At 54.3% G+C, this 13,805-nt stretch carries 16 protein-coding genes and 1 rRNA gene; 9 read left to right on the plus strand and 8 right to left on the minus strand.

Features of this window, described 5'->3' with window-relative positions; all coding sequences use genetic code 11:
• Both JHD74_RS01585 and gmhB read right to left on the minus strand, forming a co-directional pair.
• A 16S ribosomal RNA gene (locus JHD74_RS01585) occupies positions 1-111 on the minus strand; the annotation flags it as partial.
• Positions 112-528: 417 nt separating this feature from the next.
• Positions 529-1,092, minus strand: coding sequence for a D-glycero-beta-D-manno-heptose 1,7-bisphosphate 7-phosphatase (gene gmhB / locus JHD74_RS01590; RefSeq protein WP_024529528.1), 564 nt, complete (start codon positions 1,090-1,092; stop codon positions 529-531).
• 186 nt (positions 1,093-1,278) lie between these two features.
• On the opposite strand from gmhB, the gene metN reads away from it, so the two are divergent.
• From metN to JHD74_RS01625, 7 genes are all read left to right on the plus strand, one after another.
• Positions 1,279-2,310 (plus strand): methionine ABC transporter ATP-binding protein MetN, encoded by a 1,032-nt coding sequence (metN, locus tag JHD74_RS01595; RefSeq protein ID WP_074031341.1) that lies wholly within the window; start codon positions 1,279-1,281, stop codon positions 2,308-2,310.
• A complete protein-coding gene (locus JHD74_RS01600) occupies positions 2,303-2,956 on the plus strand; it encodes a methionine ABC transporter permease MetI (protein WP_021179942.1) in 654 nt (217 codons plus the stop codon). The genes metN and JHD74_RS01600 overlap by 8 nt, the downstream gene beginning before the upstream one ends.
• Before the next feature lie 98 nt (positions 2,957-3,054).
• Complete coding sequence (locus tag JHD74_RS01605) at positions 3,055-3,870, plus strand: MetQ/NlpA family lipoprotein (RefSeq protein ID WP_021179941.1); 816 nt, start codon at positions 3,055-3,057, stop codon at positions 3,868-3,870.
• Positions 3,871-3,987: 117 nt separating this feature from the next.
• On the plus strand, positions 3,988-4,392 hold the full coding sequence (gene rcsF, locus JHD74_RS01610; protein ID WP_024485562.1) for an Rcs stress response system protein RcsF: 405 nt from the start codon (positions 3,988-3,990) through the stop codon (positions 4,390-4,392).
• Positions 4,389-5,096: a tRNA (N6-threonylcarbamoyladenosine(37)-N6)-methyltransferase TrmO gene (tsaA, locus tag JHD74_RS01615; RefSeq protein WP_024529526.1), complete on the plus strand. Its 708-nt coding sequence runs from the start codon at positions 4,389-4,391 to the stop codon at positions 5,094-5,096. Before rcsF ends, tsaA begins: the two co-directional genes overlap by 4 nt.
• A gap of 121 nt (positions 5,097-5,217) precedes the next feature.
• Entirely contained in the window at positions 5,218-6,936 is a 1,719-nt protein-coding gene (proS, locus tag JHD74_RS01620; protein ID WP_024529525.1) for a proline--tRNA ligase, read from the plus strand.
• A 65-nt stretch (positions 6,937-7,001) separates the two neighbouring features.
• Entirely contained in the window at positions 7,002-7,862 is an 861-nt protein-coding gene (locus tag JHD74_RS01625; protein ID WP_199061391.1) for a YaeF family permuted papain-like enzyme, read from the plus strand.
• Between the two features lie 315 nt (positions 7,863-8,177).
• On the opposite strand, the gene nlpE is transcribed toward JHD74_RS01625, so the two are convergent.
• The 3 genes from nlpE to JHD74_RS01640 are packed head-to-tail and all read right to left on the minus strand — an operon-like array spanning position 8,178 to position 9,871.
• Positions 8,178-8,864, minus strand: a complete 687-nt coding sequence (gene nlpE, locus JHD74_RS01630) for an envelope stress response activation lipoprotein NlpE (protein WP_074031343.1) — start codon at positions 8,862-8,864, stop codon at positions 8,178-8,180.
• A gap of 41 nt (positions 8,865-8,905) precedes the next feature.
• Positions 8,906-9,319: an alternative ribosome rescue aminoacyl-tRNA hydrolase ArfB gene (gene arfB, locus JHD74_RS01635; RefSeq protein ID WP_199061393.1), complete on the minus strand. Its 414-nt coding sequence runs from the start codon at positions 9,317-9,319 to the stop codon at positions 8,906-8,908.
• A 3-nt stretch (positions 9,320-9,322) separates the two neighbouring features.
• Positions 9,323-9,871: a YaeQ family protein gene (locus JHD74_RS01640; protein WP_065685544.1), complete on the minus strand. Its 549-nt coding sequence runs from the start codon at positions 9,869-9,871 to the stop codon at positions 9,323-9,325.
• A 214-nt stretch (positions 9,872-10,085) separates the two neighbouring features.
• Between JHD74_RS01640 and JHD74_RS01645 the strand changes: the two genes are divergently transcribed.
• Both JHD74_RS01645 and rof read left to right on the plus strand, forming a co-directional pair.
• Complete coding sequence (locus JHD74_RS01645; protein WP_024529521.1) at positions 10,086-10,286, plus strand: YaeP family protein; 201 nt, start codon at positions 10,086-10,088, stop codon at positions 10,284-10,286.
• The gene (rof, locus tag JHD74_RS01650; RefSeq protein ID WP_223499701.1) at positions 10,279-10,536 is read left to right on the plus strand and encodes a Rho-binding antiterminator; all 258 of its coding nucleotides are present in this window, start codon (positions 10,279-10,281) and stop codon (positions 10,534-10,536) included. The genes JHD74_RS01645 and rof overlap by 8 nt, the downstream gene beginning before the upstream one ends.
• A 51-nt stretch (positions 10,537-10,587) precedes the next feature.
• On the opposite strand, the gene JHD74_RS01655 is transcribed toward rof, so the two are convergent.
• Genes JHD74_RS01655 through dtpD form a run of 3 tightly spaced genes read right to left on the minus strand, consistent with a single transcriptional unit; the run spans position 10,588 to position 13,755 of the window.
• Positions 10,588-10,902, minus strand: a complete 315-nt coding sequence (locus JHD74_RS01655) for a cytochrome c (protein WP_074031344.1) — start codon at positions 10,900-10,902, stop codon at positions 10,588-10,590.
• A gap of 10 nt (positions 10,903-10,912) precedes the next feature.
• On the minus strand, positions 10,913-12,238 hold the full coding sequence (tilS, locus tag JHD74_RS01660; RefSeq protein ID WP_199061395.1) for a tRNA lysidine(34) synthetase TilS: 1,326 nt from the start codon (positions 12,236-12,238) through the stop codon (positions 10,913-10,915).
• Positions 12,239-12,294: 56 nt separating this feature from the next.
• The gene (dtpD, locus tag JHD74_RS01665; RefSeq protein WP_199061397.1) at positions 12,295-13,755 is read right to left on the minus strand and encodes a dipeptide permease DtpD; all 1,461 of its coding nucleotides are present in this window, start codon (positions 13,753-13,755) and stop codon (positions 12,295-12,297) included.
• Between the last annotated feature and the right edge of the window lie 50 nt (positions 13,756-13,805).

The raw sequence follows: 13,805 nt of genomic DNA on the forward strand, positions 1-13,805 counted from the left end.
CCCGTCCGCCGCTCGTCACCCAGGAGCAAGCTCCTTGTGCTACCGCTCGACTTGCATGTGTTAGGCCTGCCGCCAGCGTTCAATCTGAGCCATGATCAAACTCTTCAATTAAAAGCTTGATTTGCTGACACTGTTCATTAAAGAACGGTGCAGCGATGCTCGAAAATTTACTTTCGTAATAATTCATTCACATGAATTACTGCTTGGTCACTCTTCAAGACTTGATATTTTTTTGCTACCGAAGTAGCTGGATATCGTCTTGTGAGTGCCCACACAGATTGTCTGATAAATTGTTAAAGAGCAGTGAGTTACGCGCTTTCGCTTGCTAACTCGAGGTGGCGTATATTACGCTTTCCTCTTTCAGAGTCAACCTTAATTTCAGTTTTTTTCTCTGCGACCTCCGGAGACTCTGTGAAGTTGTTCACATGTTCCGTGTCGATGGAGGCGCATTATAGGGAGCTGGTTCAGAATGACAAGGGTTAATATGCACTTTTCTTCCGACCGCTCACTATTCATGCATAACGCTGCTTAAACCCGCTTTTTAATCGCTGCAGGCAGCTCTTGCAGGCTGTTTAGCACCCAATCCGCCGCTTTCTCACCTTCTTCAGTTACTGGCTTGCCGGTGCGTACCAACACTTTAGTGCCGACACCTGCCGCTGCTGCCGCCTGCATATCCTCGATTTTGTCGCCAACCATATAAGAAGCGGCCAAATCGATATTCAGTTCTTTCTGCGCCTGTAGCAACATGCCCGGCTGCGGTTTGCGGCAATCACAAACCTGGCGATACTCTTCTATTACTGCTTCAGGATGATGTGGGCAGAAATAGATGCCGTCCAGATCGACATCGCGGTCGGCCATCGACCAGTCCATCCATTCTGTCAGACGCATAAACTGGTCTTCGCTGAATTTGCCGCGGGCAATGCCAGACTGGTTGGTGACCAGCACCAGCGCGAAGCCCATGTTTTTCAGTTCACGACAGGCGTCAATCACGCCATCGATAAACTGGAAATCATCTATTTCATGGACGTAGCCATGATCGATATTAATCGTGCCATCACGATCTAAGAAAATTGCTGGAACGCGTTGTGTCACCGGTATGCTCCTGAAAGCCTGAAAACCGCCCCAGTATCGCATGTTTTCGCCGAGACTGAGAATGATGAAGAATAGCGTTAACGTTGACTTGGACGTCTAGACGCCTTAACATCTGATCCAGACCTTGGCGCTGACCAAGGTCTCTCTTTATTAGGCCACGGCAACCAAGCTAAAAATAAGAAGAATATGATTAAACTTTCCAACATCACCAAAGTGTTCCAGCAGGGGTCGCGTTCCATTAGCGCACTCACCGACGTGACTCTTCACGTTCCTGCCGGACAGATTTATGGCGTCATCGGTGCCTCCGGCGCCGGTAAGAGTACGCTGATCCGCTGCGCCAACATGCTTGAGCGCCCGACGTCAGGTACCGTTCTGGTTGATGGCCAGGATCTGACCTCTCTGTCTGAAGGTGAGCTGACGCGCGCACGCCGCCAGATCGGCATGATCTTCCAACACTTTAATCTGCTCTCTTCACGTACGGTCTTCGGTAACGTTGCCCTGCCGTTGGAGCTGGACAACACCCCACGCGCGGAAATCAAAAAACGCGTGGTCGAACTGCTGGAGCTGGTTGGTCTGTCAGACAAGCACGATGCCTACCCCGCCAATCTGTCAGGCGGCCAAAAGCAGCGTGTGGCCATCGCCCGTGCTCTGGCCAGCAATCCTAAGGTGTTGCTGTGCGACGAAGCGACCAGTGCACTGGATCCAGCCACCACCCGCTCCATTCTCGAACTGCTGAAAGACATCAACCGCCGTCTGGGGCTGACCATACTGCTAATCACCCATGAAATGGACGTAGTGAAACGTATCTGCGATCAGGTTGCGGTGATCAGCCAGGGCCAGTTGATTGAGAAAGACAGCGTGAGCGAAGTGTTTTCACACCCCAAGACGCCGCTGGCACAGCAGTTTATCCAGGCTACGCTGCATCTGGATATCCCGGACGACTACGCCGCGCGCCTGGTGCCTGAGCGTACCGGTGGCCGTCAGCCGCTGTTACGCCTGGAGTTTACCGGCCGCTCGGTTGATGCACCGTTACTGTCAGAAGCGGCCCGTCGCTTCAACGTGAACAACAATATTATCAGCGCACAGATGGATTACGCTGGCGGCGTGAAGTTCGGCGTGATGCTGGCTGAACTGCACGGCTCCGATGAAGATGCACAGGCAACGATTAAGTTCCTACAAGAAAATCAGGTAAAAGTAGAGGTTCTGGGTTATGTCTGAGGCAATGATGTGGTTAATGGCACGTGGCGTGTGGGAAACCGTTACGATGACCTTTGTCTCCGGCTTCTTTGGCTTTGTGCTTGGCTTGCCGGTTGGCGTACTGTTATATGTGACCCGCCCCGGGCAAATCATTGCCAACAATACCGTTTATAAGGTGTTGTCCGGGTTGGTGAACATTTTCCGTTCCATCCCGTTCATTATCCTGCTGGTCTGGATGATCCCGTTCACTCGCATGATCGTTGGCACCTCTATCGGTTTGCAGGCGGCTATCGTTCCACTGACCGTAGGCGCGGCTCCCTTTATCGCCCGTATGGTAGAAAACGCCCTGTTGGAGATTCCGTCAGGTCTGGTTGAAGCCGCTCGTGCCATGGGTGCGACTCCTATGCAAATCATCACCAAAGTGCTGTTGCCTGAAGCGCTGCCAGGTTTGGTGAATGCCGCTACCATCACGCTGATCACCCTGGTGGGCTATTCTGCAATGGGCGGTGCCGTCGGTGCCGGTGGCTTAGGTCAAATTGGTTATCAGTATGGTTATATTGGTTATAACGCTACCGTGATGAATACGGTATTAATATTACTGGTGGTGCTGGTGTATCTGATCCAGTTTGGTGGCGACCGTATCGTGAAGGCCGTTACCCACAAATAGCTTTACCCACGCGCTGACATCTACTCGATAGCTTTGCTGCACCCGGCAGGATAAAGAGTAAAGCGTATTTCATATGCGAGTCTAATTGAGGAAGGGATATGTCGTTAAAATTTAAATCCATCGCAACAATCGGCGCACTGATCGGTACTCTGGCTCTGGCCGGTTGTGGCCAGGATGAAAAAGATCCAAACCATATCAAAGTGGGTGTTATTGTTGGTGCTGAACAGCAAGTGGCTGAAGTGGCACAAAAAGTGGCAAAAGATAAGTATGGCCTGGACGTTGAGCTGGTCACCTTCAACGACTACGTGTTGCCAAACGAAGCCCTGAGCAAAGGCGATATCGATGTCAACGCCTTCCAGCACAAGCCTTACCTGGATCAGCAGATCAAGGATCGTGGTTATAAGCTGGTTACGGTAGGTAACACCTTTGTGTACCCGATCGCCGGTTACTCCAAAAAGATCAAATCCATTGATGAGCTGCAAGAAGGTTCACAGGTAGCACTGCCTAACGATCCAACCAACCTGGGCCGTTCACTGTTGCTGCTGCAAAAACAGGGTCTGATCAAGCTGAAAGACGGTGTTGGCCTGCTGCCAACCGTACTGGACGTGACCGAGAACCCGAAAAACCTGAAGCTGGTTGAGCTGGAAGCACCACAGCTGCCACGTTCACTGGACGATCAGCAAATCGCGCTGGCCATCATCAACACCACTTATGCCAGCCAGATTGGTTTGACGCCGGCCAAAGACGGTCTGTTTGTTGAAGATAAAGACTCACCTTACGTCAACATCATGGTTGCCCGTGAAGATAACAAAGACGCGGAAAACGTGAAGAAATTCGTTCAGGCTTACCAGTCTGACGAAGTTAACGAAGCGGCCAACAAGATCTTTAACGGTGGCGCAGTAAAAGGCTGGTAATCGTTCCTTAGCCATTTTATTCCGATAATTGCAAGACGGGCTACGGCCCGTCTTGTTATTTGCGCCAGAGATTGCTTCAATAGCGCCACTTTGATTATAAAATGGCAGGGACTCTCAATGCGTGTTTTACCTCTCTGTTTGTTAGCGCTCGCGCTGACTGGATGCTCAACGCAGCACACGGCTCCATCCACAACAAACAGCACAACAACTACGGCCGCTCCCGCTCCGGTAAAAGCCACCCCAGCAGCCCGCCCGGCCCCGGTAAAACTGTACAAGAGTGCAGAAGAGCTGGTCGGCAAGCCTTTCCGCGATTTAGGTGAGGTTTCTGGCGAATCCTGTCAGACCACGGTTCAGGACTCTCCGCCAAATCTGAATACCGCACGTAAGCGTATGCAGACCCGGGCTTCCTACATGAAGGCCAATGCGGTGCTACTGCATGACTGCCAGATTGTCAGCGGCGTCGCCGGTTGTTACCAGCAGGCCATCTGCCAAGGCTCTGCGCTTAACGTCTCTGCCAAATGACCGAATTTGTTTTTGAGCAGATCGGCACCATCCGTTCTCCGTATAAAGAGAAATTCGCGGTTCCCCGTCAGCCAGGGCTAGTGGAAGACGGCGGCGGTGAACTGCTGTTGCTGCCGCCTTACAATCAGCCCGAAGCGGTACGTGGCCTCAGTGAGTTCAGCCATCTGTGGGTGATGTTTGTGTTTCATCAAACCATGGAAGGAGGCTGGCGTCCTACCGTGCGGCCTCCTCGTCTGGGCGGCAATGCGCGTATGGGTGTGTTCGCCACCCGTTCGACCTTTCGCCCTAACCCGTTGGGTATGTCCCTGATCGAGCTGAAAGGCATTCGGACTCAAGGGGGCGAGGTGGTACTGGAGCTGGGCAGCCTGGATTTGGTTGACGGTACGCCGGTGGTCGATATCAAACCCTATTTGCCGTTTGCCGAAAGCCATCCGCAAGCGCGAGCCGGGTTTGCTCAGGCGGCTCCTGCTGGCGATATGCCGGTGTATTTCTCGCCCGAAGCGGAACAACAGCTGCAGCAACATGTGCGGCGCTATCCCAACCTGCGCCGTTTTATCACTCAGGTTCTGGCGCAAGATCCTCGCCCCGCCTATCGAAAAGAAGAAGCCAGCGGGCGCGAATATGCGGTATGGTTATTGGAGTTCAACGTGCGCTGGCGGATCGTTGATAGTCAAAGCGAAGTGTTGTCGCTCGACGCCCGTTAAAATTCCGCCCGCTCTCTTTTGACAACCGGCTTGCGCTGGTAAACTAAGCCACTTTTGAAAATTTTGGCGGCCAACCCTGGCAGCCCGATGCAATTTGCAGTTCTAACGGAACCAAAACACCATGCGTACAAGCCAATATCTGCTCTCCACACTGAAGGAGACACCTGCCGACGCCGAAGTGATCAGCCACCAGCTGATGCTACGCGCCGGGATGATCCGCAAGCTGGCCTCCGGTCTTTATACCTGGTTGCCGACCGGCCTGCGCGTTCTGAAGAAGGTTGAAAACATCGTTCGCGAAGAAATGAACAATGCTAACGCGATCGAAGTTTCCATGCCGGTTGTTCAGCCCGCCGACCTCTGGCTGGAAAGCGGCCGCTGGGAGCAATATGGCCCGGAATTGCTGCGCTTTGTCGATCGCGGCGAGCGTCCCTTTGTGCTTGGTCCAACCCATGAAGAAGTGATCACCGATCTGATCCGCAACGAAATCAGCTCCTACAAGCAGCTGCCGCTGAATTTCTTCCAGATCCAGACCAAATTCCGTGACGAGGTTCGTCCACGTTTTGGCGTAATGCGCTCGCGTGAATTCCTGATGAAGGACGCCTATTCCTTCCATACCACCCAGGAATCCTTGCAGGTCACCTACGACGCGATGTACGAGGCCTACAGCAAGATCTTCAACCGCATGGGTCTGGATTTCCGTCCGGTGCTGGCCGATACCGGTTCTATCGGTGGCAGCGCTTCGCATGAATTCCAGGTGCTGGCAGACAGCGGTGAAGACGATATCGTGTTCTCAACCGGTTCCGACTATGCTGCCAACATCGAGCTGGCCGAAGCGGTTGCCCCTGCACAGCCACGTGCTGCGGCAACGGAAGAACTGCGCATCGTCGATACGCCGAACGCCAAAACCATCGCCGAGCTGGTAGAGCAATTCCAACTGCCAGTAGAGAAAACGGTGAAAACCTTGATGGTGCACGCCCGTGAAGAGAGTGGCCACAAGCTGGTTGCCCTACTGGTGCGCGGCGATCACGAGCTGAATGAAATCAAGGCCGAGAAACTGCCACAGGTCGCGGTTCCACTGACTTTCGCCACGGAAGAAGAAATCCGTGCAATCGTCGGCGCAGGCCCAGGATCCCTTGGCCCAGTCAATTTGCCGATCCCAGTGGTTGTCGATCGCAGCGTAGCCGCTATGAGCGACTTCGGCGCGGGTGCCAACATCGATGGCAAACACTACTTTGGCATCAACTGGGAGCGTGATCTGCCGCTACCACAGAGCGCCGATATCCGTAACGTGGTGGAAGGCGATGCCAGCCCAGACGGGAAAGGTACGCTGCTGATCAAGCGCGGTATCGAAGTGGGCCACATCTTCCAGCTGGGTACCAAGTATTCAGAAGCGATGAAAGCCACCGTTCAGGGTGAAGATGGCCGTAATCAGGTGCTGACCATGGGTTGCTACGGCATCGGCGTGACGCGCGTGGTGGCTGCTGCCATCGAACAGAATCACGATGACCGTGGCATTATCTGGCCGGACGCAATTGCCCCGTTCCAGGTAGCGATTCTGCCAATGAACATGCACAAGTCATTCCGCGTGCAGGCACTGGCTGAAGAATTGTACGATACCCTGCGTTCACATGGCATCGACGTGATCCTGGACGATCGTAAAGAGCGCCCAGGCGTGATGTTTGCCGATATGGAACTGATCGGCGTACCTCACTCCATCGTGATCGGCGATCGTAACCTCGACAGCGAAGAAATTGAGTATAAAAATCGCCGTGTTGGCGAGAAGCAGATGATCAAAACCGGCGAAATCGTTGATTTCCTGCTGGGCCAGATCCAACGCTAATCGCTAGACAAAGCCCCCCAGATGGGGGGCTTTATTGATGGATGTTGTTGTTAAAGGATTAACTTATGCCATTACGCAGCCCCCCGGCTACCCGCCTGTTTGCTTTGCTTTCAGTTTTTTTGACCGGTTGTACCATGGACGTAGGCCTATCCGACCGTGATAAACACTCCATCAATCCCGTCAACGTTCAGTTCCAATCGTTAAGCTCCGCCCCTGGAAAAACTCTGCGCGAAATCAATCAGGCCGATCTGCAAGAGGGAGACCTGCTGTTCTCCTCAACTATCGGTTTGAAATCACTCGGGATCCGTATCTTGAGTACTTCGTCAGTCAGCCATGTGGCCGTGTATATTGGCGAAGGCCAGGTTGCCGAAGCGGTAGGGGAAGGCGTGCAGATTATCAGCCTGAAAGATGCGCTGACCCATAGCGACAAGATGTTTGCTTTGCGCATCCCCGATCTGACACCGGAGCAGGCTAGCCAAATCCGCCAATTCGCCAGCCAAAAAGCCGGCAGCCGGTATAACTATCTGGGCATTGCCGAGATGGTGCCCTTTATGATGACCAAGCAGCTGTGTTCGCTGAACCCCTTCTCTGCCGATTTCCGCCAGCAATGTGTCAAAGGCCTGGCCGCAGCCCAGCTCAAGGCGCCGACCGGTGCCGAGTCGTCGTATTTCTGTTCGGAGTTTGTGATTGCCGCGTTTGAAAACGCGGGGCATCCGTTGACATTGGCCGCCCCAGGCTGGGTCAGTCCGGGCGATTTACTGCATATGCGGGAAGGGGATATTGCCACGCTGGCACCTAGCAAAGCGCTGGTTTACGTTGGCCATATCAAGCCGGGGATCTATTTACGCTCGCGGGCGTTGGCAAAAAATCAGGCCCCTCACCCTAACCCTCTCCCACAGGGAGAGGGAACCGATCGAGTTCGCTGATTATTCTGCGTAATACCTTAACTTTTTGTTCCTACTCCCCACATTCCAAAGTCGCACGAACTAATCGAGAGGGAGAGGGAACCGATCCAGTTCGCTGATTATTCTGCGTAATACCTTATCTTTTTGTTCCTACACCCTACATTCCAAAGTCGCACGAACTAATCGAGAGGGAGTGGGAACCGATCGAGTTCGCTGATTATTCTGCGTAATACCTTATTTTTTGGTTCCTACTTCCTACATTCCGAAGCCGCACGAACTCATCAAGAACTCCGGGCAGCTCCCTCTCCCTGTGGGAGAGGGTTGGGGTGAGGGGGATCAGTTAGCACAGCTCTTGCTGCTGTCGAAAGTGATCTTGCCACCGGGTTCCGGGATCAGCGCTTTTTGCATCTGCCCTTCTTCCATGGAAGGCTGCACGCTGAAATGCCCGTTCAACATCAGGAATACCGGTTCGCCCGGCGCCCGCTGAGCCTTCAGATAGCCCTGCTCCAGCGCGATATTATTCGCTACCGGGAAGGTTTTGCCAGTGGCACAATCCTTAAATACCGCCGCGTCGGCCATATAGGTATACAACCCGGTCAACGGCATCGGCGTTTTCGGCAAGGCTTTGGTCACCGGCGACAGCACATAATTAAGCTGAGAGACAATCGGTGCTCCACTGCGGTCCAGCATTCTCAATTGCTTGCCTTCCGGGTGGAAATAACGTTTTTCACCGTTGCTCTCGGTCAGCACCAGCTTATCTGCCGTACGCGCCCATGTGCCGTAACTGGCAAAGGTTTGATCGCCATCTTTAGCGCCACGATAGGTTTCCTGCAACACAAAGGTGCCGTCCTCATCGAGGAACAGCGATGTGTCCAGCCCGGAGCAGTCCGCACAAGGCAATAAGCCCTGATAGCTCTGCTGCATCGGCTGAAGCGCTTGTTCTTTTGGCTGGTATTGATTGTTACATCCCAGCAATGAAAGGGCTCCTGCCGCTAAAAACAGGGCGATAGTTATTTGCTTCAAGTTATTCTCCTGTTGTCATCCATTGATATCCACGGCGTAGGCTAAGGCTGAACCTTGCCGCGCAGTGCCTTGGTGGCACCTTTGCGCACCTTGCCTTCAAGACGGCGTAATTTGGCCCCTTTACTGGGTTTGGTTGCCCTACGCGTCTTTTCGACCACTATCGCCTGCTGGATCAGCGCCACCAGCCGGGCCAGTGCCGCTTCACGATTCATTTCCTGGCTGCGATATTCCTGCGCTTTGATAATCACCACCCCATCACCGGTCACTAAATGATGGTTAAGCGCCAACAGCCGTTCTTTATAGCACTCTGGCAGGCTGGATGCCCGGATGTCAAAGCGCAAATGGATCGCCGTTGAGGTTTTATTCACATGCTGACCACCCGCACCCTGCGCGCGGATCGCCGTTAATTCTATTTCGTTGTCCGGTATGGCTACGTTTCTTGACAGTTCCAGCACCGGTTATTCCTGCGCCTGCTGCCATTCGGCAAATTGAATTTCCAGACTATTCTGAAGGTCTGACAGCCAGATGGTCCCTTCCTGCAGCGTGGCCTGTAGCGTCATATTGCGGCTGGCTAACGCGGTCAAGCGGGACAGTTGTTCATCATCGAGAAAACGAATACTCAGGTTCTTGTGGTTGGCGACTTTGCTCTGCATAGACTGCCACCAGACATGCCCGGCACGATCACCATAGGCGTAAAGCACCACCCTAGGTGACTGATTGCAGGCCTTTTTGATGCGTTTCTCATCCGGCAGCCCCAGCTCTATCCACATTTCCAGCCCGTTATGGTCGTTGCGCCGCCAGATTTCCGGCTCGTCTTCCGCACTCAGTCCCTTGGTAAACACCAGGCGCTCATCGGCATGGCAGATCCAGGCCAGCAGGCGCAGCATCATGCGCTGTTCGGTTTCTGAAGGATGCTGGGCCAGGGTGAGTGTGGTATCACAGTAAAAGTGACGATCCATATCAGCGATATTGAGCGTGGCTTTATAAATTGTTGCTTTCAGCGCCATGGGTAACCTCATTATTAACAGGCCACATTGTACTTGATCAGGGCAGCCCGCAGCCAGCACGGGGAGCATCAGGAGTGGACTAATGCCCAAAAAGAGGAACTAATAACTCCCTAACACCTGTGCTATAGTCCTTTAGATAGGATTTAACCCCGAGTGTCTGTGCCTTATTGCAGCCTGCGTGGCAATAATGCAGAGATCCTAAAGGGAGGCCATTGTGCAACAATACTGTGAGTTAGTACGACGTTTTTACGCTCAGATCGGCAGTGGAGATCTAGGCTACGTGCCGGATGCACTAGCATGTGTGTTAAAGGCATTGGACGAGGTTGCCGCGAATAGCGAGCTGCCGTCCTCCGTTAGGGAACAGGCGGCATTTGCCGCCGCTAACTTATTGGTGAGCGACCATGTTGATGAATGATGAGTACCAATCCATCAATTGCGATGACTATGAAAGCCTGGAACTCGCCTGTCAGCATAACTACATTCTGAAGCTAGAGTTACGCGACGGAGAGAAGTTCGAAGGCATTGCCACCGAGTTGAAATTTACCAAGGGCGTTGAGTACCTGATTGTCGATCAGGCCGGAAGTGCTCTCAGCTTGCGTCTGGATCACATCCTCAGTTTCAGTCATCCGGAAATCGGTACCGTGGTTGTCAGCCTGTCAGACTGACTTTGCGGTAACGCCATCTCCACAGGGCAGCCCAAGGGCTGCCCTCGTCATTTAAGGCTTCAGGCTGGCGTAATAGGCCGCCAGGTCGGCAATATCCTCATCCGACAGACCTGAGACATAGGCCTTCATCACTTCCGCCTGCCCGCCAGAGCGCTCCCCTTTCTTGTAAGCCTGCAAAGAGTGCTCCAGATACATTTGATTCTGCCCGGCCAGATTCGGGTACATCGGAACCGAAACTTTGCCTTCCGCGCCGTGGCAGGCCATGCAGCTGGCCGATTTATCCTTGCCTGCCACCGCATCGCCCGCCGCCATCGCGGAAAAACTCAGTACGCTGGCCATCACTACCATTACGCTCACCAATTTCATTGCCCACTCCTCACAGCAGATTGTTATTATTTTTTTTCCAGCCAAGCCGCCAGGCCGGTTGCCCCGCAGACGCTTGCCCTTCCTCAGTAATAAATACGCCCACGGCAGCGATTAACTGCTCATCATAATAGAGCAACGGGATACGTTCACGCTGCCACGGTGGAATAGCCAACTCTTGCCACAGTTTTTTGATCGGACGTGAACCGGCACGGCCAACAATCCGCGCCCTGCCCTTGGCGGTAAAGCGCACACTGACCGACTCATGCTCTAAAGGGGCGCGTATCAGGCATTCACCTTCGCCCACGTACAGAGTACCCAGTCCGTCTGGTAATGCCAGTGGAGCCTCATTAGGCCAGGTCAATCGTGTGCCGCTCAGATCAGCCATCAGCGGTAGCAGGTACAAGCGCTGGCGAAAACGGCGGATCTGGTAGTTCCCGAGTTGCAGCTGCGGTTCGGCATCTTCCCGGCTTAATGCCACTTCCTGCCATAGCCGATGCAAGCTATCTCGCGCAGGCATGGTGACACCAAACAGCCCAATCCAGCGCCGTAGCAAAGCATAGCGCCTGGCAGCAGAGCAGGTAGCCAATTCGGCGATAGCGAGCGAGTTTTCGCCATCCAGCAGTTGGGTTAATTGCTCAGCCAGCAGCTCATCAAGCAGTTGCTCCTGCTCGGCACATAATTCAGCGCTGCGTGCGGTGGCGGCAGCAAAATGCGGCCAACGTTGATTCACTATCGGCAAAACGTTCAGACGTAAGAAGTTGCGATCGAAGCGGGGATCCTGATTGCTGTCATCGTCGATCCACTGCAGTTGATGCTGGTGTGCGTAGGCTTCCAACTGCTGGCGCGATATTCCCAACAGCGGGCGCAATAAGGGATTGTTACCCAAGCGGGTTTGTGCGGCCATGGCAGACAGGCCCGCAGGGCCGCTGCCGCGTTTTAAGGCCAGCAAGAACGTTTCACATTGATCGTCAAGATGTTGCGCCGTCAGCAAAGTCTCGTCTGCGGTCAACGTTTCTGCGAAAACAGCGTAGCGGGCCGAACGGGCCGCGGCCTCGATCCCCCCAGGCCGCCCCTCTAGCTGAACATGTTTTACCACCAGCGGGACCTGCCAGCGTTCACATTGCTGCTGGCAATGTGCCACCCAATCATCGGCAAAACGGCTCAGGCCATGGTGCACATGCACCGCGCGCAGGGCGATGTCCGGTTGCTGCTGGCGCAACAGCACCAGCAGGTGCAGCAGTACGCTGGAATCCAGACCGCCGCTGAACGCCAGCAGCAGTTGGCGTTCAGCCCCTAGATGGTCGGCAATCTGTGTCAGGAGGTGGTGGGTCTTCATCAATTGAGCTTAGTGACATCTACATAACTGCACGTTAACCAGCCCACCGCCATCAATCAAGCATTAACCGCGCTATCATTGCGACGGGTCATTCCCCACCACAGCACCAGAGCCACCAACACCAAGGCCGCACTGCCTGCTGCTCCCCAGCCAATCTGGGTGAAAACCTTGCCGTAAGCTTCAATCATCGCATTACCCAACTGGCTTTCGGTGGTCTGGTTGGCAATCAGGCCCGCGAGATAATTAGCCACCGAGCCCGTCGCCAGCATATAAATACCGGTCAGCACGCCAGTGACACCGGGAATATCCAACCGGGTGATTTGAGCCATCGCTACCGGATCGATAAACAGTTCGGCAAATCCCATCACCGCCAGCCCTGCCACCATCATCCCCATCGAGGCCTGGCCGTGCAGTTCCCCCCAGCGCGCATTTAATGCCATCAGCATAAAGCCCACAGCAATCAACAGCAGGCCAAAGGCAAACTTGCACCAGATGCGCACGGTCTGAGCGTTTCCCTGGCTGTTACGCATCAGGCAGGCCAGCAGCACGCCGCCGAGCATGACCGCAAAGGCGTTTACCGACTGGAACAGCGCCGTAGGCACCGACCAAGAGAACCATTGCCGGTCAACAAAGTGATCGATAAACAGGCTGATCGAACTGCCGCCCTGTTGGGCAAAGGCCCAAAACAGCGTTCCCAGCAGCATCAAGATGATGATTTGCCATAACGCTCGCCGTTGCTCACCGCTCACCCGCCAGAGGATACGCATGACGATCACCACCGCAGCGGCGCACACCACGCCAAGCAGATACCCGGCCCAGTTGTGAATGAACAACAGCGCGAAAAACAGCGGAGCACACAGCCCCCCTGCCACCAGCCAGAACCAATGCGGCAAGCGTAACGTGGTGGCCTGTATCAGCGGGATATTCACCCCGCGCGTATGCCGAAAGTGTTTGCTCCCCGACAGGAAGATCATCAGCCCGGCAAACATCCCTATTCCCGCCAGTGCAAAGCCGACGTGCCAACCATAGCGTTCAGCGGCTAACCCACAGGCGATCGGAGCCAGGATGGAGCCAACGTTCCCCGCGGCATACAGCAGAGAAAACCCGCCTTCCCGCCGTGGGTCCTGCGCCTGGTACAGCTCTCCCAGCAGGCAGCTGATATTGGATTTAAACAGGCCGTAGCCGCAGATGATGATGCCCAGCGCCAGGTAAAGGGCGTTGGCCGAGACCGCTCCCAGCCCCAATACGATATGGCCCAAGGTCATCAAGGCCGCCCCAGCAATCACCGAGACGCGGTTGCCCAACAGGCGATCGGCCAGCAAGCCGCCCAGAATGGGGGTGACATAAACCAAAGAGGCATAAGCGCTGAAAAGGGTGATGGCGTGGCTATCGGAATAGCCTAACTGGTGGGTCAGGTAGAGGATCAGTAACGCGCGCATGCCGTAAAAACTAAAATACTCCCAGATTTGTATCGCAACGACGTAGTAGATAGCGCGCGGCTGTGAGGGTGTTTTCATGGTGTACTCCCATCAGGATAACAAAGGGGAAAGCGTCTGTGCTTTCCCCT

Origin of the sequence: Serratia sp. ASV30 (genome assembly GCF_016428815.1) — a bacterium.
In the GTDB taxonomy this organism is placed as follows: Bacteria; Pseudomonadota; Gammaproteobacteria; order Enterobacterales; family Enterobacteriaceae; genus Chania; species Chania fonticola_C.